The 23518-nt window shown below is 60.0% G+C and carries 17 protein-coding genes; 8 read left to right on the forward strand and 9 right to left on the reverse strand.

Translation table 11 applies throughout. From position 1 onward, the window contains the following. Positions 1-539 precede the first annotated feature (539 nt). Complete coding sequence (locus HNQ50_RS11685) at positions 540-1517, reverse strand: LysR family transcriptional regulator (protein WP_184100872.1); 978 nt, start codon at positions 1515-1517, stop codon at positions 540-542. Positions 1518-2369: 852 nt separating this feature from the next. Here HNQ50_RS11685 and HNQ50_RS11690 point away from each other — a divergent pair. The 4 genes from HNQ50_RS11690 to HNQ50_RS11705 all read left to right on the forward strand — a co-directional run bounded on the left by HNQ50_RS11690 (position 2370) and on the right by HNQ50_RS11705 (position 9831). Then, positions 2370-3383: a zinc-dependent alcohol dehydrogenase family protein gene (locus HNQ50_RS11690; protein WP_184100874.1), complete on the forward strand. Its 1014-nt coding sequence runs from the start codon at positions 2370-2372 to the stop codon at positions 3381-3383. A 90-nt stretch (positions 3384-3473) separates the two neighbouring features. Further along, entirely contained in the window at positions 3474-4670 is a 1197-nt protein-coding gene (locus HNQ50_RS11695; protein WP_184100876.1) for an efflux RND transporter periplasmic adaptor subunit, read from the forward strand. 529 nt (positions 4671-5199) lie between these two features. Then, a complete protein-coding gene (locus tag HNQ50_RS11700) occupies positions 5200-8397 on the forward strand; it encodes an efflux RND transporter permease subunit (RefSeq protein WP_184100878.1) in 3198 nt (1065 codons plus the stop codon). A gap of 3 nt (positions 8398-8400) precedes the next feature. Next, entirely contained in the window at positions 8401-9831 is a 1431-nt protein-coding gene (locus HNQ50_RS11705) for an efflux transporter outer membrane subunit (protein WP_184100880.1), read from the forward strand. A 745-nt stretch (positions 9832-10576) separates the two neighbouring features. Here the strand turns inward: HNQ50_RS11705 and HNQ50_RS11710 are convergent. Next, positions 10577-10933 carry an antibiotic biosynthesis monooxygenase gene (locus HNQ50_RS11710; RefSeq protein WP_184100882.1) on the reverse strand — a complete coding sequence of 119 codons (357 nt, stop codon included), beginning with the start codon at positions 10931-10933 and terminating at the stop codon, positions 10577-10579. Between the two features lie 85 nt (positions 10934-11018). Between HNQ50_RS11710 and soxR the strand changes: the two genes are divergently transcribed. Together soxR and HNQ50_RS11720 are read left to right on the forward strand one after the other, a co-directional pair. Next, on the forward strand, positions 11019-11480 hold the full coding sequence (soxR, locus tag HNQ50_RS11715) for a redox-sensitive transcriptional activator SoxR (protein ID WP_184100884.1): 462 nt from the start codon (positions 11019-11021) through the stop codon (positions 11478-11480). Positions 11481-11606: 126 nt separating this feature from the next. After that, positions 11607-13220 carry a methyl-accepting chemotaxis protein gene (locus tag HNQ50_RS11720; RefSeq protein WP_184100886.1) on the forward strand — a complete coding sequence of 538 codons (1614 nt, stop codon included), beginning with the start codon at positions 11607-11609 and terminating at the stop codon, positions 13218-13220. A 628-nt stretch (positions 13221-13848) separates the two neighbouring features. Here HNQ50_RS11720 and HNQ50_RS11725 read toward each other — a convergent pair. The 6 genes from HNQ50_RS11725 to HNQ50_RS11750 all read right to left on the reverse strand — a co-directional run bounded on the left by HNQ50_RS11725 (position 13849) and on the right by HNQ50_RS11750 (position 20618). Then, positions 13849-14106, reverse strand: coding sequence for a hypothetical protein (locus HNQ50_RS11725; RefSeq protein ID WP_184100888.1), 258 nt, complete (start codon positions 14104-14106; stop codon positions 13849-13851). Between the two features lie 144 nt (positions 14107-14250). Further along, entirely contained in the window at positions 14251-15912 is a 1662-nt protein-coding gene (locus HNQ50_RS11730) for an alkaline phosphatase family protein (protein WP_184100897.1), read from the reverse strand. Positions 15913-16030: 118 nt separating this feature from the next. Next, positions 16031-17389, reverse strand: coding sequence for a sensor histidine kinase (locus tag HNQ50_RS11735; protein ID WP_184100899.1), 1359 nt, complete (start codon positions 17387-17389; stop codon positions 16031-16033). Further along, on the reverse strand, positions 17365-18030 hold the full coding sequence (locus HNQ50_RS11740) for a response regulator (protein ID WP_184100901.1): 666 nt from the start codon (positions 18028-18030) through the stop codon (positions 17365-17367). The genes HNQ50_RS11735 and HNQ50_RS11740 overlap by 25 nt, the downstream gene beginning before the upstream one ends. Before the next feature lie 72 nt (positions 18031-18102). After that, positions 18103-18717, reverse strand: a complete 615-nt coding sequence (locus HNQ50_RS11745; protein WP_221303141.1) for an undecaprenyl-diphosphatase — start codon at positions 18715-18717, stop codon at positions 18103-18105. A 185-nt stretch (positions 18718-18902) separates the two neighbouring features. Further along, a complete protein-coding gene (locus HNQ50_RS11750) occupies positions 18903-20618 on the reverse strand; it encodes a hypothetical protein (RefSeq protein WP_184100903.1) in 1716 nt (571 codons plus the stop codon). Positions 20619-20725: 107 nt separating this feature from the next. Here HNQ50_RS11750 and HNQ50_RS11755 point away from each other — a divergent pair, with 107 nt between their 5' ends. Then, positions 20726-20866 (forward strand): hypothetical protein, encoded by a 141-nt coding sequence (locus HNQ50_RS11755; RefSeq protein ID WP_184100905.1) that lies wholly within the window; start codon positions 20726-20728, stop codon positions 20864-20866. 69 nt (positions 20867-20935) lie between these two features. On the opposite strand, the gene HNQ50_RS11760 is transcribed toward HNQ50_RS11755, so the two are convergent. Then, positions 20936-21310, reverse strand: a complete 375-nt coding sequence (locus tag HNQ50_RS11760; protein ID WP_184100907.1) for a hypothetical protein — start codon at positions 21308-21310, stop codon at positions 20936-20938. Positions 21311-21713: 403 nt separating this feature from the next. Here HNQ50_RS11760 and HNQ50_RS11765 point away from each other — a divergent pair, with 403 nt between their 5' ends. Further along, positions 21714-23333, forward strand: coding sequence for a methyl-accepting chemotaxis protein (locus HNQ50_RS11765; protein ID WP_184100909.1), 1620 nt, complete (start codon positions 21714-21716; stop codon positions 23331-23333). Positions 23334-23518 lie beyond the last annotated feature (185 nt).

The following is a 23518-nucleotide window of genomic DNA, read 5'->3' on the forward strand; positions in this document are numbered from 1 at the left end:
CCTGCTGGATTCCTGCTTCCGCAGGAATGACGAGATAGTGGGACGCAAACGCCCCGTGCATGCGTACAGACGATTTGCGGGGCCGGGGTTGGGGTTGCTTTGGCTTTTGATGTTGCCGTTGCTTTTGACGTGCCTCCCCTTCGGCAGCGCCGAGCATCGCAGCAAGGCGCGGGGTTTCGGCGGAGGGGTGTTTGAGGCCGAAGGCCGAGTTCCCGCAGCCAGCCGCGCCTTGTGAGAAGCACAGGGAACCCGCAGGGCGCTGTCGTAGGGGTCGTTTTTCTTTGGGGGCTTTCTTTGGGGCCGCCGAGGCTGGCGATCCAAAAGAAAGCCCCTTGCTGTCGGGCAACCCCCGACGTGTAAAACAGCCGCACCGCAGGCGCAACAGAGGTTCAAGGTTTTAAGCCTGCCAAGGTGGATTGTCGCTGCGCTCCGAATCCACCCTACGTGCCTGGTTCTCGCCAGAGAACGGGGCCGTTCCGGCCCCACTGGATTCCGGCTCAAGGCCGGAATGACGAGTCAGTGGGCACGCCAGCCCCACCCTACTCCTCCAGCAACGCCGGCATCGGATCCTGCCACTGCGCCGGCTGGCTGGCCGGCAACAACCGGCTCTCACACGACGCACACACCCGCAAGCAGATATCCATAATCGTCTGCCGCAACCACTGATGCCCCGGATCACGCTCGCAGCGGTTATGCCAGACCATATGCGCATGCGACAGTGGCATATCAAACGGCAAGGTCGTGGCATGAATCTCGGCCCGGCGCGGGTGGGTGAGCACCACGCTTTCCGGCACCACGGCGATCAGATTGCAGGCGGTTAACAAATCGATCACGCCGTAAAAGTTGTTCACGGTCATCGCTACCCGACGGCGCATGCCTTTTTGCAGCAGCAATTCATCCACAAAGCCGACTGGATCGCCAGACAGCGACACCAGCAGGTGATCCGCGCTCAGAAAGTTTTCCAGCGATAACGGCCGGTTAGCCAGCGGATGGTTGCGGCGCATGGCGCAGACAAAGCCGGCATCGAACATCCATTGCTGGCGCAACTCTCCGCCAGGCAAGGCTTTGACACCCACGGCCAGATCAATCTCGTTCTCGTCGAACTGGTCTTTGAGGCCATTGACCCGCACAGGCACCGCCAGGATGTCGATCCCCGGCGCACGTGCCTCCAGCAAGTTGCGCAACGGCGGCCACAGCGGATAGGTCATGTGGTCCGTCGCGGCAATCCGGAACCGCCGTGCCGTGGTGGCAGGGTCAAATGGTGCGGGGTTGATGGTTTCGCGGATGGTGGCCAGCGGCAGGCCGATATCGCGCCAGATGGCCGACGCCCGCGGCGTGGGGCGGATACCGCGCCCTTCCTTGATGAACAACGGGTCTTTCCACACCACGCGCATGCGGGCGACGGCGTTGCTGACGGCCGATTGCGTCATGGCCAGTTGCTGGGCAGCCTTGGTGACGGAGCCCTCGGTCATGATGGCGTCGAAGATGGAGAGGAGGTTCAGGTCTACATCACGCATGAGGGGGCCCTTGTTGATGGGGTTAGCGCCTTTCGGCGCGGAAATCTTTTACGCCCGGCAGCGCCGGGAGATAAATTCGCTCTGTGGTAGCGATTGACCGCAAAAATGATGCGATTGTCTTGCTACTGACTCGTCATTCCGGCCTTGAGCCGGAATCCAGCTGCACTACTCGCCAGAACCAGGGTGGTTCCAGCCCCACTGACTCGTCATTCCCGCGGAGGCGGGAATCCAGTCGGTCACCGCAGGTGGCCTTTACTGAACGAAGCCGAAAAACCTTGAACACCTGTTAGCGCCTGCGGCGCGAGTAAAAAACATTTTTGATACCGGGGGTGCCCGGAGCACGGTACTTTCTTTTGGGTCACCAGCCTCGGCGGCCCCAAGAAAAGTACCCAAAAGAAAGGCGACCCCCGGACTTTTTCGCTCCGCGATCCCCTCAATCAGTCGGGAGCCTAAGGTCTCCCTCCCTCAATCGGAAAAGTCCTCGACAGGGGGGCACGTCAAAACCAACAGCAACGGCAACAGCAACTTCAACCGCCACCCCAACTTCAAAAACACTGCCAAAACCACCCAAACCCGCATCATCCCAATTGATCACTACAGATGATGATTACCCCATGCCATATCAATAGGTTCATGCAAATTTCATACTGACAGCCACTGACACTACAAACCATCTGCTGTTTTTCTAATACAGGCTTGAATCCAGCCCAAACGCTTTGAAACCGCGCCAGTGCTTGATGCCGTTATTTATTCATCATTTGTCGTGATGACATTGTTATCAAACGTCAATTAGACGACTGGTCTAGTTTATCAATATTCTTGCCGCAATCAATCATTATCTGGATGGCTGACATGCGCGCCTTTGTCCTCGACCCCTCGCAATGCGGCAGTGCATCACTGCGTTTGCAGAAAGGCCGTGCCACGCCCGCGCTGGGGCCACGAGATGTGCTGGTGCGGGTACGGGCGGTGTCGCTGAACCATCGGGACCTGGCCATTGCAGACGGTTGCCAGGGGTATCGGGCGGAACATGCGGTTGTGCCGCTGTCGGATTCATCAGGCGAAGTGATCGAACTGGGCAAGGAAGTGCGCGGCCTCAGACTGGGGCAGCGCGTGGTCAACACCTTCTTTCCGGACTGGACCAGCCAATGCGCCACGCAAGAGAACACGCGCCGCACGTTTGGTGCAGACAGTGATGGTGTCGCCAGCGAGTTTGCCGTGTTCAACGAATCCGCCCTGCTGCCACTGCCAGACGGGCTGAGTTTTGAAGAAGCCGCCGCCCTGCCCTGTGCCGGTGTGACCGCCTGGCATGCGCTGATGGAACACGGCGCGGTGCGGCCGGGTGAATTCGTGGCCGTACTGGGCACAGGTGGTGTGGCGTCCATGGCGCTGCAACTGGCCGTCGCTGCCGGGGCACGCGTGGCGGTGATCAGTGGTGACGATGACAAGCTGTGCCGCGCCGTGCATATGGGCGCCAGTTACACCATCAACCATCACCGCATGCCCCAGTGGCAAGACGGGCTGATGGCGTGGACAGATGGCCGGGGCGTAGACCAGATGGTCGATGTATGTGGCGATACCCTGCCACGCTCTGTCGCTGCCACCCGGGTTGGCGGCAAAGTCAGCGTAGTGGGTGATCTGGCCAGCCAGGGCACGCTGCTGGACCCACGCCAGGTGCTGGAACGCCAGGTGCGGCTGCAAGGCGTCAATGTGGGTAGCCGCAGCATGTTCCAGGCGCTGCTGGCCGCGTTGTCGGTCAATCGCATCAAGCCGGTGATCAGTGATCTTTTTGGTTTTGACGAAACCCCCGCCGCCTACGACGCCCTGCGCCGTGGCCGGCATGTCGGCAAGCTGGTGGTCGCCCTCTAGCGCGCCACCTTCCCCCTTTCAGTTCGTAGTACCGGAATCAAACGGCGATACAGCCGTGGATAACAGCCAACTTTTTTTCGGAGAAACGTCATGCAACGCAAACGCATTTCATCAGTTGCCGCCTTGCTGGTGCTTGCCCCCATTGCCGCGGCGGTGTTGTCTGCCTGCCAGGACAGCCGCGCCAGTGAACAGGCCGCCGCGCCACCGCCCCCCACGGTGAGCGTGGCGGCGGTGGTGCACAAATCGCTCAATGACTGGGATGAATTCACCGGCCGGCTGGAAGCGCCGCAAACGGTGGAAATCCGCCCACGGGTGAGCGGCTATGTGCAAACCGTCAACTTCCGCGAAGGCGCCGTGGTCAAGAAGGGCGATCTGTTGTTCCAGATTGATCCACGCCCGTTCCAGGCCGAGGTGGATCGGCTGGCCGCAGAAAACCAGTCGGCCAAAGCGCACCTGGCCCAGGCGCATAGCGATGCAGAACGCGCCCAGCGCCTCAAATCGCAAGATGCCATCAGCCAGGAAGACTTTGACGCCCGCAATACAGCACTGCTGGCGGCGACCGCCCAGGTGGATGCCACTACGGCAGAACTGGCCTCGGCCAAGCTCAACCTGGAGTACACCCACGTCACCGCCCCCATCAACGGCCGTGTGAGCAATGCGCTGATCACCGCAGGCAACCTGGTGAGCAGCAGCGCGGCAGGGGCCAGTTTGCTGACCACCGTGGTCTCCACCGACAAGGTCTACGCCTACTTTGATGCCGACGAGCAAACGTTCCTGAAGTACCAGCAACAAGCGCGTCAGCACAAAGTGAACGCAGCGGACGACAAGTACCCGATCTTCCTTGGCCTTGCCGATGAAGCCGGTTACCCGCACCAGGGCGCGGTGGATTTCCTGGATAACCAGGTGAACCCACGCACCGGCACCATCCGCGCCCGTGCCGTGTTTGATAACCAGAACGGCGAGTTCACGCCCGGTTTGTTTGTGCGGCTCAAGCTCATTGGCGAAGGTCAGCGCGACGGCATCCTGATCAACGATCGGGCGGTCAGTTCAGACCTTGGCAAGAAGTTTGTGCTGGTGGTCGGCGCGGACAACAAGCTGGTTTACCGCACGGTGGAACTGGGTAGCGATGTCGACAACCTGCGCCTGGTGAAGAGCGGGTTGAAGGCGGGCGATGTGATTGTGGTGAACGGTCTGCAGAAGGTACGTCCAGGAATGGCGGTGACACCGGCGAAGGTGCCGATGGATACACCGTCTGACCTGGACCGGCAGTTTCCGGCCAAAGGGTAAGGGGGTTTTTGCGGGGATGTGGGTTGGGTTGTTGTTTGGGTGAAGTGAGGTTGTGGCTGGCTGCTGCTGTTTGAAAAACAACTGCAATGGCTTGAGCGCCTTTGGCGCGGATGTTTTTGATACCGGGGGTGCCCGGACCACCTTACTTTCTTTGCTTCGCCAAAGAAAGTAAGCAAAGAAAGGCGACCCCCGCACTTTGCGCCTCCGGCGTGCCCTCAGTCGGTCGGGAGCCTGAGGTCTCCCTCTCTCCATCGGCAAAGTGCTCGACAGGGGGAGGAAAGTCAAAAGCAACCCCAACAGCAACGGCAACAGCAACGGCAAACCCAACCACGGCCTGCGTAGGGTGGATTCGGAGCAAAGCGACAATCCACCATAGCGACGGTGGATTGCTGCGCGAATCCACCCTACGCCCCCCACTTCGTCATCCCCGCGAAGGCGGGAATCCAGTCGGCCACCGCAGGTGGCCTGCAGGAACCAAGACACGCCAGGGCCTTCAACCCTGGCAGGAACAAAACACTGGGACAGAGACATGAACTTCTCTCAATATTTCATACAACGGCCGATCTTCGCCGCGGTGCTGTCGATGATCATTTTCATCGCCGGCCTGTTGGCGTTGAAGGTGTTGCCGATCAGCGAGTACCCGGAGGTCGTACCGCCTACCGTGGTGGTACGCGCCAATTACCCGGGCGCCAATCCGCAGACCATTGCGGAAACCGTCGCCAGCCCGCTGGAACAGAAAATCAACGGGGTCGAGGGGATGTTGTATCAGTCCTCGCAAGCCACGTCGGACGGCGCCATGACGCTGACCGTCACCTTTGCCCTGGGCACAGATGTCGATAAAGCCCAGGTGCAGGTACAGAACCGCGTTGCGCAAGCCACGCCGCAGTTGCCGCAAGATGTACAACGTCTGGGCGTGACCACGGAAAAAAGCTCGCCTGACCTGACGATGGTGGTTCACCTCACCTCGCCCAACAACCGCTACGACATGCTCTATCTGTCCAACTTTGCCAATCTGCAGGTGAAAGATGCGCTGGCGCGGATTGATGGCGTGGGGGATGTCCAACTGTTTGGCGCGGGTAATTACTCCATGCGCTTGTGGCTGGACCCGGAAAAAATCGCCAGCCGCAATCTGACTGCGGGTGACGTGGTCAAGGCGGTGCGTGAGCAAAACATCCAGGTGGCCGCCGGTACGCTGGGCACGCCGCCGTCGTCTTCCACCGCCAATTACCAGCTCAACGTCAATACCCAGGGCCGGCTGATTACCGAGGAAGAGTTCGGCAACATCATCATCCGCAGCGGTGCAGATGGCGAGATCGTGCGCCTGAAAGACGTGGCCCGTGTGGAACTGGGTGCCGACAAGTACGCGCTGCGCTCCTTGCTGGATAACAAACCTGCCGTGGCGATCCCGATCTTCCAGCGCCCGGGTTCCAACGCGCTGGAGATCTCCCGTCAGGTACGCGCCACCATGGCGACGCTGAAGAAGGATTTCCCGGAAGGCGTGGATTACTCCATCGTCTATGACCCGACCGTGTTCGTGAAGGGCTCGATCGAGGCCGTGGTGCACACGCTGTTTGAAGCCATCTTGCTAGTGGTGCTGGTGGTGATCCTGTTCCTGCAAACCTGGCGGGCCTCGATCATTCCGCTGGTGGCAGTGCCGGTGTCATTGGTGGGGACGTTTGCGCTGATGCATCTGTTTGGCTTCAGCCTGAACGCGCTCTCGCTGTTTGGCCTCGTGCTGGCGATCGGGATCGTGGTGGATGACGCCATTGTGGTGGTGGAAAACGTAGAGCGGAACATTGAACTGGGGCTCTCCCCGATCGATGCCACGCGCCGCGCCATGGGCGAAGTGACCGGCCCGATCGTCGCCACCGCGCTGGTGCTGTGCGCCGTGTTCATCCCGACTGCGTTTATCTCCGGTTTGACCGGCCAGTTCTACCGCCAGTTTGCGCTGACCATTGCCATCAGTACCGTGATTTCGGCCTTTAACTCGCTCACCTTGTCGCCGGCGCTGGCCGCCGTGTTGCTCAAGGGGCATGACGAGCCCAAAGACCGTTTCACCCGCTGGATGGATTCGGCGCTGGGCTGGTTCTTCCGTCCGTTCAACCGCTTCTTTGTGCGCTCGTCCAACCGCTATGTGGGCAGCGTGCAGAGCATGTTGCGCCGCTCGACCATTGCCATGGTGGTCTATGCCGGCTTGCTGGGTTTCACCGTGCTGGGTTTTCACAGTGTGCCCACCGGCTTTGTGCCGCAGCAGGATAAACAGTACCTGGTGTCGTTTGCGCAGTTGCCTGGCGCCGCCACGCTGGACCGCACTGAAAGCGTGATTCGCGCCATGAGCGCCATCGCCCTGAAAGAACCTGGCGTGGAAAGCGCCGTGGCGTTCCCGGGCTTGTCGATCAACGGGTTTACCAATAGCCCGTCGGCCGGGATTCTGTTTGTGACGCTCAAGCCGTTTGAAGAGCGCCGCTCGCCAGAGCTGTCTGCCGGTGCCATTGCCGGCAAGCTCAACGCCAAGTACGCCGGTCTGCAAGATGCCTTTGTCGCCATTTTCCCGCCGCCGCCGGTACAAGGGCTGGGGACGATTGGTGGTTTCCGCATGCAGATTGAAGATCGCAGCGGCCAGGGGTTTGACGAGATGTACAAGCAGGTGCAGAACCTGATCGCCAAGGGCAGCAAAACGCCAGAACTGGCCGGCTTGTTCTCTGGCTACCAGGTGAACGTGCCGCAGATCGACGCGCATATTGACCGCGACAAGGCCAAGACCCACGGCGTGGCGCTGACTGATGCCTTTGACACCATGCAGATTTATCTGGGTTCTTTGTATGTGAACGACTTCAACCGCTTTGGCCGCACCTACCAGGTGAACGCCCAGGCCGACCAGTCATTCCGCCTGCGCCCGGATGATATTGCCCGCCTGAAAACCCGCAATGCCGATGGCGACATGGTGCCGCTGGGCGCGTTCATGACCGTGAAGGAAACCAGCGGCCCGGATCGCGTACAGCACTACAACGGCTACGTCACCGCTGAAATCAACGGCGGCGCGGCACCAGGCTTTAGCTCTGGTCAGGCACAAGCAGCCATGGAAAAACTGGCCAAAGAAGAACTGCCCAATGGCATGACGTACGAGTGGACCGAACTGACCTATCAGCAAATCCTGGCCGGCAATACCGCCATCCTGGTGTTCCCGCTGTGCGTGTTGCTGGTGTTCCTGGTGCTGGCTGCGCTGTATGAAAGCTGGACCATGCCGCTGGCAGTGATTTTGATCGTGCCGATGGGTCTGTTGAGCGCCATTACCGGGCTGTGGCTCACCCATGGCGACAACAATATCTTTACGCAGATTGGCTTGATTGTGCTGGTGGGGCTGGCGTGCAAGAACGCAATTCTGATTGTCGAATTTGCACGCGAGAAAGAAGAACTGGAAGGCATGGACCCGATCCACGCCGTGCTGGAGGCTTGCCGCCTGCGCCTGCGCCCGATTCTGATGACGTCGATGGCCTTCATCATGGGCGTGGTGCCGCTGGTGACCTCGACCGGTGCCGGCGCCGAAATGCGCCGCGCCATGGGCACCGCCGTGTTCTCCGGCATGCTGGGTGTGACCTTCTTTGGTCTGTTGCTGACCCCGGTGTTCTACGTGCTGCTGCGCAAACTGGTGCTGTCTGGCAAGAAGCACAAAGCCACCACCCAACAACCGCCGTTGCTGCCACCGGCCCAACTGGAGGCTGAATAAATCATGACCATCATGACGCATGCACCACTCAAAGCGCTGACCGCTGCGCTGCTGGCCCTGGGGCTGGCGGCCTGCGCGGTGGGCCCGGACTACCACGCGCCCAAGCCGGCGGAGTTTGCGCTGGCCAACGCCAAACTGGACGACTTCAGCACCACGAAGATCGAACAGAACTGGTGGGCACAACTGGATGACCCGGCGCTCAGCCAACTGATCGACCAGGGCCTCTCTAACAACAACGACCTGCGCGTGGCGCTGGCCCGCGTCAACGCCGCCCGCGCGCAGTTTGATGTCGCCAAAATTGACCAATGGCCGACCGTGACCCTGGGCGCCCAGGCCACTCGCCAGAATCAGCAAGTACCGGGGTTTACCACCGACCGCGTGCTGACCAACAGTTTTCAGGCCGGGTTTGATGCCGGCTGGGAGCTGGACTTGTGGGGCCGCGTCGCCAATCTGGCCAAAGGCGCCGGCGCCCGCGCCGACGCCGCCGGTTACGATCTGGAAAGCGCACGCATCAGTGTTGTGGCAGAAATTGGCCGCAACTACTACCTGATGCGGGGCGCCCAACAGCGCTACGCCGTGGCCCTGCGCAACCTGAAAAACCTGGAATCCACGCTGGACATCACCCAGGCCCGCGTCACCAACGGCCAGGGCACAGAGCTGGATGTCGCCCGCGCCAAAGCCAACCTGGCTAACGTAGAGGCCACGCTGCCGCCACTGGAAACCGTTATCAAGCTCACGCAGTACCGGCTGGATGTCTTGACTGGCGTCATGCCCGGCACGCAGGAAGCGCAACTGCAACCGGCGAACCTGGCCCCGATCTCCAGACCCATCCCGATTGGGGATGCGACAGAACTGGTGAAACGCCGGCCGGATATCGCCTCGGCCGAGCGTGACCTGGCGGCGGCCAACGCCGACGTCGGCGCGGCCATGGCAGAACGCTTCCCGCGCATCAGCGTGGGTGGTTTCCTCGGCTTTATCGCCAGCCGTGGCGGTGAACTGGGTCAGGCCAGCTCGCAAGCCTGGAGCATTACGCCGTCGGTAGACTGGCCCGCGTTCCGCATGGGCGCGGTGAACGCACGGATTCGTGCCAACGAAGCCAATGTGGACGCCAGCCTGGCACGTTACAACCAGACCGTACTGCAAGCGGTGGAAGAAACCGAAGGCGCGCTGGTCACCTACAACCGCACGCAGCAACGGTTGTCGCATCTGGTGGAATCGGCCCAACAAAGCAAACGCGCGGCCGACATTGCCCGCGTGCGCTACAAGGAAGGCGCAGCCGACTTTCTGACCCTGCTGGATGCCGAACGCACCCAACTCTCGGCCGAAGATGCCATGGCGCAGGCCGAGTCCGATTCCTATGTGGAACTGGTGGCGGTGTACAAGGCATTGGGCGGTGGTTGGCAAACACCGGTGGTGGCGACGGCCAGCAAGTGACGTATTGGTTTGTTTTGTAAAACAAAACGGCTTGCCTTTGGGCAAGCCGTTTTTTATTGACAAGGTGGCGGGCTTTTATAAGGGGAAAACGGCCAATTCAACCCGCACTCCACCAACTCGTCACTCCGGTCGGCCCCCTTGCGCCGGAATCCAGCTGCAATTCAGACAGTCGCGGTCATCCACGGTAAGCAGCCCGCTGGGCTGCGGACTGGATTCACCTCGGCGGCCCCCTGCTTTCGCAGGAATGACGAGGTGGTGGGCAAGATGAAGCACTCTTGCGAACAAATGGTTTGCGGGGTTGCTTTGGCTTTGGCTTTGGCTTTGGCTTTTGATGTTGCCGTTGCTTTTGATGTGTCTCCCCTCCGGCAGCGCCGAGCATCGCAGCAAGGCGCGGGGTTTCGGCGGAGGGGTGTCTGAGCCCGCAGGGCGAGTTCCCGCAGCCAGCCGCGCCTTGCGAGAAGCACAGGGAACCCGAAGGGCGCTGCCGCAGGGTCGCCTTTCTTTTGGCTACTTTTCTTTGGCGAAGCAAAGAAAAGTAGCGTGCTCCGGCCACCGCCGGTATCAAAACACCCGCGCCGCAAGGCGCTAACACCCAAACACGCCAATGGTAGATTGTCGCTACCGCTCCAAACCCACCCTACGCCCCGCAAAGCACCAACCTGAACCAGGCCCGCCCCCCCCCCCCCCCGGACTCCCGCCTCCGGCTTCATCCGGGCTACACCGCTATCCCAACCAGCAAAGCCCCCTAAGCCACCCCAAACACCCCAAAATCCGCCACAACCCCCAGTTGCTGGATAAAGGCCGGTGGCGCAAATCCCTCGGCGGCATAAATCTGCTGCACAAAGTCCCTGGCAACCACCATCGCAGTCTGGCTTTGCCATTGCACCAGCGTCAGCACCCGCGTGGTGTCGGCATCGTGCGCACGGGTCAGCACCAGGTTTTGCTCGCAGCCTGGCATTTCGTGCAGCAAAGCATCAATCCGGCGAACCTGTTTCATGAACGCGGGCAAAACCGCGTTGGGAACCACAAACTGGTCCACGCGAAATACGGCGCCTTGGGTGGCGGCGGGAATATCGGGCTTTGCGACAGTGCTTGAAGTCATGATGGTCTCCAGTAGTCAGACGGGTTATCCACCCGCACAAACCCAGCCTAAAATCTCAAGTTAACTTGAGGTCAAGAGATTTTTCATGACACTGGAAGACATGGGTATAGCCAGCACACTCACAGTGGGCGAGGTGGCCCGCCGCGCCGGGGTGGCGGTATCAACGCTGCATTTTTATGAGACCAAAGGCTTGATCAGCAGCCACCGCAGCAGCGGTGGTCAGCGCCGCTACGGGCGGGATGTGTTGCGACGCGTGGCATTTATCCGGGTATCCCAGCGGGTGGGGATCAGCCTGGCCGATATCGCCACCGCCCTTGCTGCCCTGCCCGCCCACGCGGCACCGGGCCGGGAAGACTGGGCGCGGTTATCGCAACAATGGCGGGCAGACCTGGATGCCCGCATCACCCAGTTGCAGAAACTGCGAGATGAACTGGATGACTGCATTGGTTGCGGGTGCCTTTCCATAGACCGTTGCCGCTTGCGCAATCCGCTGGATGAACTCGGTCGTCAGGGGCCGGGACCGCAGCGGTTGTGGCTCCAGCGCTAACGCAGTCGACCGCTCTCTCCATGTGGGCAGAAGCGCCGTCACGGGGCCTTTGCCTGCGCAGCAAAAATCCAAACCTGCCCTATGTTTAATGCATTACCCGTTTGCTGAATAACAAGGGACTTCACCATGACCCTGCGTTCCCGCCTCATCACCATGGCCGCGCTGATGCTCGGCGTGTGCCTGATTTTTATTGGCAACAATATTTATGGCTTGCATCGCTTATCGCATTTGCAAGACGAAGGGGTGCAGAGTTTTCAGGAGGCGGCGCAGGTGCAGCGGGCGGTGGGGATGAGCGCGGCGTTGTATCAGGTGATTGCGGATGCGGTGATCAACCACAATCTTGCCGCATCGGACAAAGAGTGGGCTGATACCAAGGCAGAGGCGCAGAAACAACTAGCCGAGGTACAAACCCTGGCGCAAAGCGCGCAAGCCAAAGCCGCCGCGAGCACTGCCCAGACGGCGCTGAACCAGTATCTGGATTTGTACGAAAAGAGTTACCGGCCATTGTTATCCAGCGAGCCGATGGATTTTGAAGCGATCCGCAAGGTGGATGGGCAGATTGACGGCATTCGGGACACGCTGGAACACAATCTCAATATTGTTTCGACCGAACTGAACCAGACAGCGGTGGAGTCTGATCACGAATTCGACAGCACGCAAAAGCAGATGATGGCGACATCGATCATCATTAGCCTGGTGGCGGTGCTGGTGGTCAGCATTCTGCTGTTCTATACGGGCCGCGCCATTTTCAGTTTGCTGGGCGGCGAACCTGCGGTGGCGGCCAGCGTAGCCAAAGAAATTGCGGCGGGTAATCTGGCAGTCCAGGTGCCCCTGGGGGGAAGTGATCGTGCCAGCCTGCTCGCCAACATGGCGGAGATGCGCCAGCAGTTGCATGCCTGGGTAACCCACCTGGCACAGGCCAGCCGCACACTGGTGACGGCCGGGCAATCGCTGACCAATGTGGCCAGTGCGGTGTCCAGCGCGGCAGAAGAACAAAGTAACGCCAGCTCGGCCATGGCGGCCACCGTGCAGCAACTGACCGTCTCAATCAATCATGTCTCCACCAGCGCGGAGCAAACCGCACAATCGGCACGGGCAGCGGGCGAGCAGGCGCGTATTGGCGCAGAACAGGTAGAAAGCGTGGTGACCGAGATTGACGCCGTCAGCCAGAGCGCGCAAACCGCCGCGCAATATGTGCGGGAACTGGGGGATAACTCCGAGCGCATTGCGGGCATTGTGCACGTGATCAAGGAAATTGCCGGGCAGACCAATCTGTTGGCGCTCAACGCCGCGATTGAAGCGGCCCGCGCCGGGGATGCCGGACGTGGCTTTGCGGTAGTGGCCGATGAAGTGCGCAAACTGGCCGAAAAAACCGCCAGCGCGACGGTTGAGATTACCGAAATGATCAATATGAACCAGCAATCGACGGACTCTGCGGTGCGCGAAATTGCCAACAACACCGACCGGGTCACGTCTGCCACCGGTCGCGCCAATGAGGCCGGTGCCGGTATGGGTGTGGTCCGCAACAGCAGCCGGGAGTTGATGGAGCATATCGGCGTGATTTCTGGCGCGCTGCGGGAGCAGGCTGAGGCCAGCAATCAGTTGGCGGTGAATATTGAGCGGATTGCCAATGGCGCCAGCGACGGCAGCCGGCGCGCGGCCGAAGTGCCGGCGGCGGTGGCCGAGATTAACCGGATATCGGGTGAGCTGGACAAGATGATTGCGGATTTCAGGTTGTGAGGGCGGCGGGGATGCGGGCAGGCGCTACGGTGTAGCCCGGCTGAAGCCGGAACGGCGCCGTTCTCTGGCGAGAACCAGTGTTGTAGCCCGGATGGAGCGGTAGCGGGAATCCGGGGTGGTGATATTGGCAAACATGATTTCCTGCCGCGTTCACTGACTCGTCATTCCGGCGAACGCCGGAATCCAGTTGGCCACCAGCGGTGGCCTTTGCCGGCAAGAACCACACGTAGGGTGGATTCGGAGCGAAGCGACAATCCACCATTGCAATGGTTGTTAGCGCCTTGCGGCGCGGGTGTGAAAAGCGTTTTGAGACCCGGGGTGCCGGGCCCACGTCACTTTCTTTGCTTCGCCAAAGAAAGTAACCAAAGAAAGGCGACCCCAGCCTGGCGGCCCTCCGGGCTGCCCTCGGTTGGTCGGGAGCCTAAGGTCTCCCTCCACGCCCTCGGCGCTGGGCTTTGATGGGGGGAGAAAATCAAAATCAACATCAACACCAACACCACCCTGCGGAATTCCGGCCGCCCGTTGTTTCTTCCCACCCCAAAAAAAAGCGGGCGCATTCTTCAATGCGCCCGTTAGTCAGTCCACTCCGAATTGCCCATTCTGGTCAGCCGGTCTGCACCGGCCCACCTCAAACTTTGATATCGACGTTCTGCCCGTTACCCGTATTCACCAGAGATGCCTGGCTAGTGGCGGTGGTCGTGCTGTTTTTAGCGGTCTGTGCTTCGCGGGCCTGTAGCCGTTGCGCCTGGTGGTCGCCTTTGCGGGCTTCCTGCGCGGTTTGGGTCGGGGTTTCCCGTGCTTCTTGTGCGGCGGCGCTCAGCGTGCTGGTGGCGCCAGACTGCGTGCTGCTGTAACCGGTCGTCGCCGGGCTCAGATTAACGTTCATGTTGCCTCCGTTTGACCCGTTCAGAGGGTGGGCCATGCTGAGAGCATGCGGGGGCAGACTTAGCCCAGCATTAGCCGTGCTTTTACGCAACAAAGGCGCACCGCTGACCGCCGCTGCGCCTTTGTCTGCCCGTCGATCCGCGTATTAGTAACCCAGGCCCGGCAGCACAACCGTGCCTTCCGCCTGCACCGCGTTGAGCAGCGTCGGAGCCAGGCCGAGCGCCTTGAGCATGGTGGGGGCGACTTGCGTGGTGCCGACGGCGCTGGTGTTGGTGGCGGCAGTCAGGGTCGGGAACGACACCAGCAAGGCGACGTGGCTGTCATCCGGCGCGTTGCCACCGTGTTCAGCGTCTTTCTTGGTGCTGCTGGTGTAGATCACGCCTGGATTCGGCTGGACGATGATATCCGGTGTGCGGCCTTGTGCCGGATCGCCAAATTTCGCGGCCAACTGGCTACCAGACAGGATGTACGCCTGGGCATTGTTGGCGCAGATGCCAGTGCCGGTACAACCGTTGTTGGCGTTGAGTGTGGCCAGTACGGCAGACAGTTGGGATTGATCACGCAACCAGATCAGACCGACGTCGTCATCCTGCACCATGCCGGTTCCAGCGAGGCCAGTGCCGTCGTTCAGGCTGCCGCTGGTGGTGGCGTTCTGACCAAAGTTGCCGGCAGAGTCCAGATAGTTGTTGGCTTCCAGCAGCGCCATCAGCGTGTCGCCATTTTTCACCAGCAAGCTGTGATCAGAGGGTGACTGGCCATGTTTGGCGGTAATGACAATCAGCGTGCTGCTGTAAAGGTTCTGCGCCTTGAGTTCGGCCACCATCTTGCCGACGGCGGTATCGACATAGCTGATCGCTGCAGCCACTTGCGCGCCCGGCGTGAATCGGGCGTCGGTATATCCACCGCCGCTGGCATTGGTGGCTTTCTGCGCCACGCTCAAGGTCTGGAAGTTGGTGCCAAACAGCGTTGGTACACTGGCCGTCACGCCGGTCGAATCTTTGCCATCAATCTGGTTAAGGATGGCTTGCACGTGCAGGTTGTCGAACTGTTCGGTGTGGGTATAGACGTCGGTGTAATCCTTGCCGGTGGCCGCATCAATCGAGTTAATTTCTGTGCGGGCCAGGTCATCCACCCCCTTGCCAGACGGGCCGTTGACCCAGTCATAACCCCAGGCGTGCTTGTCCGCCCAGGCGGTGCGTGCGCCCGGCAGGTTGGCTTTGACCACTTCAAATACGGTGTTGGTCTTGATGTAGTTATGCGGGTAGACCGGCGTGCAGACGCCATTGATTTTCTGGTGCGGGATGGCATCCGGGTTGAACGCGCCGCCACCATCAATGTGGATCAGCGCGCCGCCGTTCCAGCCATCGATACCGGTGGTTTCGTCAAACACCACGTTCCAGCCCTGGGGGCCGGTACAGGTGGTATCGGTCGGGGCGTACAAGGTGCGGTCGTACGACACGTCATAAAACAGGCCGGCGGTTTTGGGCGAGCCCCCTGTCAACAAGGCGGCAAGGCCCGGGAAAGAATCAGACAGACCTGGTGTGGTGGCGCCGGTGTAGTTCACCCCGGTTTTAGCCAGTGCGGCCAGGTTGGGGCAGGTATTGTTGGCCAGGCAATTGCTCATGTCTTGCTGGTGCAGGCCATCCACGCTGATCAACAGCACGTGTTTGGCACTGACCGCAGCTGCACTGGGCGCCGGTGTGGGGGTCGGCGTCGGCGCAGAAACTGCAGTGTTGTCGCTGGAGCCGCCACAACCGGCAAGCGCGGCCGCCAACACGGTGGCGGAAAAAAGGAAAAGCGGTTTCATGCCATGTCTCGCGTGGGGTGGAAAACGGCCCAGCTTAGAACGCTGACATGAAACTGTATTTTCGTTTGTGTTAGATGTAACTTAGGGTTACAAACGCAAGTGCTAACACAGGGTTTATCTAAGCCTGGAACACCACACAAATCCGCAAACCGCTGTGCGCGACCGGGTCGGTTTCTTCCAGCCGGATGCTGGCCCCGGCGCGGGTCACAATGGCGTGGACAATGGATAAACCCAGCCCGGAGCCGGTTTCATCTGACCCCAGCACACGGTAGAACGGATCAAACACGCGGTCCCGTTCATGTTCCGGGATGCCCGGCCCGGTGTCTTCAATCTGCACGCTCACCTGGCTGCCCTGCTGCTGCACGGACAAATCAACGCGCCCGCCGGTGGGCGTGTAGCGGATGGCGTTATCCACCAGATTCTTGATCAGGATATGCAGTTCAGCCGGATGCAGGCGCACCAGGGCTTCGGTTTGTCCGACCACGCCGATATCCATGTTTTTGGCCTCCGCCAGCGGCAGCAGGTCTTCCAGTACGCGGCGGAATACTTCTTGCACTGAGGCCGATTCTGCTTCGGCATGGGCAGCGTCTTGTACCCGCGCCAGCGTCAGCAGTTGATCCAGCAATTGCCGGGTGCGCTGGATGCCGCCGCGCAAGGCGGTCAGGCGCTCTTGCGCCATATCCGACATGGGCGCGGAGCCCAGGCGCTCAGCCTGCAAGGACAACGCGGTCAGGGGCGAGCGCAATTCATGCGCGGCATCTGCCACAAAGCGCCGTTGCGCATCCATGGATTGCGCCACCCGCCCCAGCAAGCGGTTGATGGCGACCAGAAACGGGCGGATTTCCGTCGGTAGCGGTTCGGGGGTGATCGGGTGGAGTTCGTGGTCCTCGCGCTGATCAATCTCCCGCGAGAGTTCCGCAATCAGTTTGAACATGTGCCGCACCAGCACCGACACCACCACCAGCAATACCGGCACCAGCACCAGAAACGGCAGCAAGGTGCGCAAGGCACTGGCCCGGGCGATTTCATTGCGGATGTCGGTTTCCTGAGAGACGGCAATCCGCGCGCCATTGCTCAGGGTTTTGACCAGCACGCGGTAGTCTTCATTCTCAGCGGTGACGGTTTGCAGGCCGTCGGCCAGCGTATCGGGCAGCCCAGGAATGGCCATGTCGGCATCTGCCGGGGTGGCGTCGTGCCGTTTGAGTTGTTGCACCACCACGCGCGCGTCTTCTTCCTCTTCACTGAGTACGCGGCGCGTGCCGGGGGGCGGCAAAGGCAGATGGTGCTCATCAAACAAAGAGCCTACCTGACGCAGGGTTTGATCCTGCAATTCATTGGCTTCGCCCTGCGCATTGAAAAAAGCAAAGGTGCCGGCCACGATGGCGATCAGCACAATCACCACGGACAACCACAAAGAAAGCCGGATTTGCAGTGAATTCTGGATCGGGTCTTTTACTCGCCCTTGGAAACCATCCATCCCACGCCCCGTACGTTTTTGATGATGGTGTTGCCCAGTTTTTTACGCAGCGAATGAATCAGAAACTCAATCACATTGCTTTCCACCTCTTCACCCCAGCCGTAGATCCGGTCTTCCAGCTCAGTGCGGGAGAGAATGGCGCCTGGCCGCGTCAGCAGGGCCTGCAACAGTGAGAACTCGCGGTTGGACAGCCGTACCGGCTCGGTCTCACGCACTTGCGCTTCGCGCGTGGCGGGGTCCAGCGTGATGATGCCATTGCTCATCAACGGCGAAATCACGCCATTTTTGCGGCGGATCACCGCGCGGATGCGCGCCAGCAATTCCGCCATCTCAAAGGGCTTGAGCAAGTAATCGTCCGCGCCGGCATCCAGCCCATCCACCCGATCTGACAGCGCATCCCGCGCAGTAATGATCAACACCGGCACGGCATTGCCCTGACGACGCAGGCTTTGCAACACGCCCAGCCCATCTTTGCCGGGTAAGCCCAGGTCCAGCAAGACGGCATCGTAGTATTGGCAGGCCACCGTATTGATGGCGATCTGGCCGTTGCGCACCCAGTCCACGGCATAGGTTTGATCCTTGAGCGCAGACTGGATGGCATCACCGATCATGGGGTCGTCTTCGACAAGCAACACCCGCATGGGCCTTCTACTCCTGACAGATTCATGCATGTATGAAAGATGAAACCGCGCGTAGACGCAAATGCGGGCCCACTATCTGCGCAGCCAGTGCCGGGCAATCGGCACCGAAAACACAAGGCGATACACCCGCACAGCAAGATTGAACAAAAGGCCCACGACTTGCGCTCTTTGCTGCCGGCAAACCGCGGCACTCAGAAGGGCAACCAGCGCTGCGCCCACCATATCCAGCAGGAAATGCACCCCCAGATAAATGCGCGCCCAGGCCACCGGCAAGCCGGCCAGGCACAATGCAATGCCCAGGCGGCGCGCGGACGGGTTCAGCACAAAACTGGCCGCCACGCTCCACAATAGCGTCAGATGATCACTGGGCATGGAGTTATCTGGCGCGTGTTCAATCCACGTCTGCCCCAGACCCATGACAAACGGACGCGCATGCGGCAGCGCCAGGCTCACACATTGCGCAATGGCCAGCCCCAAAAGGCCCGCCAGCGCGGCTTCCAGCGCCTGGCGGCGGATGGTCTCGTGGCCGCTCAACCAGCCCACCAGCAATAACGCCGGGATCAGCCAGATCAAGCCATTGGCGGCAAAGACCGCCAGCGGCATCACCACCGGGCCAGGCTGGCTGGCCGCGTTGATCAGTAAAAAGAGGGCACGATTGGCGTCCTCCAGATGGTCCAGCCACATCATGGGCGACCTCGGCAAACGGTCATGGGGTTCTCCTGCAAAACGTCTGACAAAAACGTGCCGACATTACGCATGAAAACTTAGCGCGCCCTGAGCGACTGCCGGTAATTGTGCCAGGCAAGGACGCCGCCGCACCCGCAAAAAAAACCCGCCGGCAATGCGGCGGGTCTGGGCTACAGCGGTCACGCTTACTGGTTGTTGATGTTGTTCGGTGCCTTGGGCAGCGATTTGCTGGTGGTCAGCAGCACGTTACCAATCTGGCGATAGTTCATCAGGTTGGTCCCCGGCGTTTGTACGGCGTAACCGGCAAAGGTCATGGACAAATGGGTGGCATCCACCTGGATGGCCGACGGTGCATACAGACGCTGGGCAAACCAGGCCTGAGTCGGGATGACCGGGTTGTTGGCCGGCACGGTGACGGTGCTCTTGCTGCCACCCTGATTGGTGGTGGTGATGGCGTTGATCGACGCGATCGGGCTGTTGATGTCGTTAAACACCGTCCAGTTCTTCAGGTCGGTGGATTCGGCATAGCCAATGTAGTGGAACGCATCCGAGTCACCGTCCAGGCAATTACCGCCCGAGAACAACAGACCCCAGCGGCTGCCATCACCGTTGATATCAATCAGCGTACCGCGCGGGCTGATCCAGCGGGTCTTGTTGTAATCCACGGTGGTTGGATCATTCAGGCCGTTGACCACACCTTGATCGGTGAAGTTGATGCCGTCGGTGGTCGTAGCCAGACGCACGTTGGAAATATCGTGGTTGGTCTTGCCGCTGAACGGCGCTGCCGTACATTGGTTGGCCGTGGGCATGGCCGTGCTGCCGGTTTTGTCACCGTTCAGGATTTTCTGCACGTAGATCACCGTGGTCGGCTTGGTCGGGTCCGTATTGGGGACCACCGCCAGAATGCCATCCGGGTTCAACAGGCCGACCGTTTGTTTGACCACAACCGGGTTGGTGCTGCCCGAGGTATTGGTCAACGCCGTGGCAATGGTGTTGATGTCCTGACCCCCTGCGTTGGTGGTGTTGGTATTCCACAGCGGGAACTTGGCACTGGCCAGCGGCAAGGCAATCACGTTCAGCGGTGCTACATCGACCTGGGCTGGATCACGGTTCAGCGTGTACAGCATCTGACCCGTCGCCGCTGCCGTACCCGGCAATTGCAGGATAGAGGCATGACCCCAGCCATCATCCGCATCGGTCGAGGCAAAGGTACTGTGAACATCGGTCGGGCAAGTACCGGGGTTCAGTTCCAGCACGCTTTGCATGAAGTACCAGGTCTTGCCGTTGTCATCCGACTCGGCCGCGACCACGGATTCGTTCATGTCTTTGGGACGCCAGTCAAACAGACCAATGATCGGCGTGGTGCTGGCGGTATTGATGTGACCGGCGGTGGTCAGGTTGCTGGTATAGACCAGCGGGAAATAAAACGGCGCCATGTTGACCATCGGGTCTGTCGGCGGTGTCACAAACGAGCTCACCGTGGCGTAGGAAATACGCGTAGCCGGGCTGGCGGCAAAGTTGCAATAACCATATGCCGGGTCCGGCACGGTGCCGGTAGAGAGGAACGGGTTGGTCACGTTCTGGGTGTTGTTGGCATCACCCGCGAGCTTGTCCAGGGTAAACGGCGTACCGCCGGCGCCCTTGCCAATGGACGTACCCGAGTTGATTTTTGCCGCCACCGGCACATTGCCAGAATCCAGCGACCATTTCACCGATGCCGTAGCAGCAGACGGCGTCGGCGTCGGTGTGGAAGACGGCGCGGGTGTCGGTGTCGCGGTGGTGGTCGGTGCAGACACCGACGTCGTGGCAGAGGTGCTATCCCCTGAACTACCGCCACAAGCGGTCAGCGCGGTACTGCCAAGCACCAGCGTGCCCAGCATCATCATTTGACGCAATTGCATGAGTACTCCCCGAATTTTTTAAGTAGGCGAGTCCGGCCGACAATTTATGTTTTTGTATCCGCAACCGGGCGCTTTTTTGGAAAAGCGGCCAGAAAGGTGGGCGCATCATGCAAGTGGAATATGACAGTAAAAAGACGGAAAAAACCGCTTTCAGCCGTAAATCCAGGCTGCAAAATCGGGTTAATCCAGCACTGGTGCGGGTTGGCTCGTCCTCCAACGGCGCACAAAAAATTTTTACGATTGTGTAGCGATATGCAGCAAATGACGTAAAAAAGCCCGCTATCTGCGGGCTTTATAAACTAAAGTTTATCTTTAGCTCAGTTGAACGCGGTGCGCTCGTTGATTTGTGCGGCAAAGTTTTGCTCTGCATTGGCAGCCACTTGCCACTTGGCCACGGAAGCCGGGGCAGCCGGTTCTACAGCACGGCCACTGAACGGTGCGCGACCCGGTTGTTGCTTGGGTTGGGCAGCAAAGTTCTGATCAGCAGCGGCAGCACGTTGCCAGGAAGCCAGCACTTGCGGGCGGGTTTCGGTCACACGGCCGCTGAACGGGGCACGACCCGGTTGCTTGTTGATCTGAGCGGTGTAGTTCTGGGTAGCGCCAGCGGCGGCTTGCCAGTCAGCGGCTTGAGCCGAGAAAGCAGCAGTAGCGGCAACAGCAGCAAAAACGATGGAAGCAGTAAACTTGGTCATGATGTTTCTCCGTAGATTGATGTTGAGCTGTCGTTGTTTTGTTTCCGACATTGGTGCCAATAATACGTAACTCAATTACGTAGAAAAACTACCAAACCGTTGTTTCACTGATTCCTTGTTGTTGATAATCCATCACAGCCAAACGCTTGTTTTTGTTGAGGCATTTCTTGCCTGCATGCGCGTTTGAGGCCGGTTTCCGGGCCCTTTTGCATATTTCAGACAGGTTGCAGTCCGCGTCTCTTCGCCGCCCTGGCAAATTGCTGGCAATCGCCTAGAACCAATGCATAGCCAGCAATAAAAACCAAAGAACACCAAAAAGTACTGCTGCGACGCGCCACCTGCGCGCAGCCCTTGTCTGTCATGCGTACACCCACCGCCGGATCAACGTTTTCAGGATCAAGCCATGAAGATCAGTACGCGTATTGCCGCCCTGCTCACGCTTGCTGTACTGGGCCTTGTCATCATCTCTGCCTGCTCGTTTATCGCGTTTAGCCGACTCAAGAACAATGTGTATGACATTGCCGAAAACACCGTGCCCAGCGAGACCCTCATTTTCAAAATCCAGGCAGCCGTCGGGCGCGCCAGGCTGATGGCGGTGCAACGCTTGTATTTTGATGGCGACCAAAGCCAGCGCGATCAGTTGCTGACCCAGCAACTGGCCAACATTGATGCGCTGTTCAAGAAATACAAAGACGACGGCATGATTTCCGATGCCAAAGATCAGGCCGGCATGGATGAAAATCTGGCCATGTACCGGCAATGGTCTGATCTGGCCCGCAAATACGCCATTGGCGTGGACGCCGCGCATATTGAAGAATCCCGCAAGGTGTTCCAGACCCAGGCCGCGCCGCTGGCAGAGAAGATGTCGGGCGCGCTGGATAACTGGACCGCCTACAACGACAGCCTGGGCGTGGCGGCCAAAGATGCGGCCTACAGCACCATCAACAGTTCACGGCTGATTCTGAGCAGCATCAGCCTGATTGCCATTGTCGCCATGCTGGGCATTGGTATCTGGCTGTATCGCGGCATTACCTCGCAAATTACCGGCTTGCAGGATCTGGTCACCGGCATTGCGCAATCGCTGGATTTCACCCGGCGTTCTCACTCCAGTTCGCAAGATGAAATTGGCCGCACCGCGTCGGCCATCAATCATTTGCTGGGCACTGTGGAAGACAGCATGCAGAAAATCCTCTCCGCCACGGGTGAGGTGTCTTCCATGGCCAGCACCATGTCTGGCGCGGCCAATGCCGTCGCCACCAGTTCCGTCCTGCAAAGCGATGCCGCCAGCAATATGGCGGCGGCGGTGCAAGAGGTCACGGTCAGTATCAATCACGTGTCTGAGCAAGCGCGCCAGGCGGCGGATGCATCCTCCCGCTCGGGCGAGTTGGCCAGCGAGGGCGAACGCGTCATCGGCCAGACCACCAGCGACATGCGCAATATCCAGCGCACCATTGAAGCGGCGGCCGGCAAGGTGGGCGAGGTGCAAAACAGCAGTCAGCAGGTGGATTCTGTCTTGCAGGTGATCAAGGAAGTGGCCGATCAGACCAACCTGCTGGCCCTGAACGCCGCCATTGAAGCCGCACGCGCCGGAGATGCCGGCCGGGGCTTTGCCGTGGTGGCCGATGAAGTGCGCAAGCTGGCCGAACGTACCGCGTCCTCTGCCATTGAAATCCGCACTATCGTGCAACAGATGCAGGCCACCAGCCACGATGCCAATTCGCAAATGGTCAACGCGGTGGAAATTGCCCGGGGTGCCGTGGATCGCGCGGCGCAGGCAGAGAATTCAATCTCGACCATTCGCCAGTCTTCCAGCGCGGCGGTAGAACTGGTCGGCCAGATTACCAATGCCATTGCGGAACAAAGCGCAGCCAGCAATGTGATCGCCAACCAGGTGGAAAGCGTGGCGCAAATGACCGAACACAATAGTGAATCAGCCCAGAGTACGGCCCGTTCTGCCGATGCGTTGCAGCAGATTGTGACGCGGCTGACCTCGGAGATCGGCCGCTACCGGCTGGCGGCTTAAGCCGTTTTGTCACACAAGGCTGCTATCACTGACTTGAGACCCGTTTCCCGGCGTGACAGAAAGACCTGGCGTGCGAAGGTCCGCAGGCAGCATTGTGCCTGCGGACCTTTGGGTCGGGCGAGGCGCTGCGCCATCCCGGCCACCCGGACTGCACAGCGCGTACCCCAAAGCGCTGTGCTATAACT

Origin of the sequence: Silvimonas terrae, assembly GCF_014202765.1 — a bacterium.
GTDB classification, from domain to species: Bacteria; Pseudomonadota; Gammaproteobacteria; order Burkholderiales; family Chitinibacteraceae; genus Silvimonas; species Silvimonas terrae.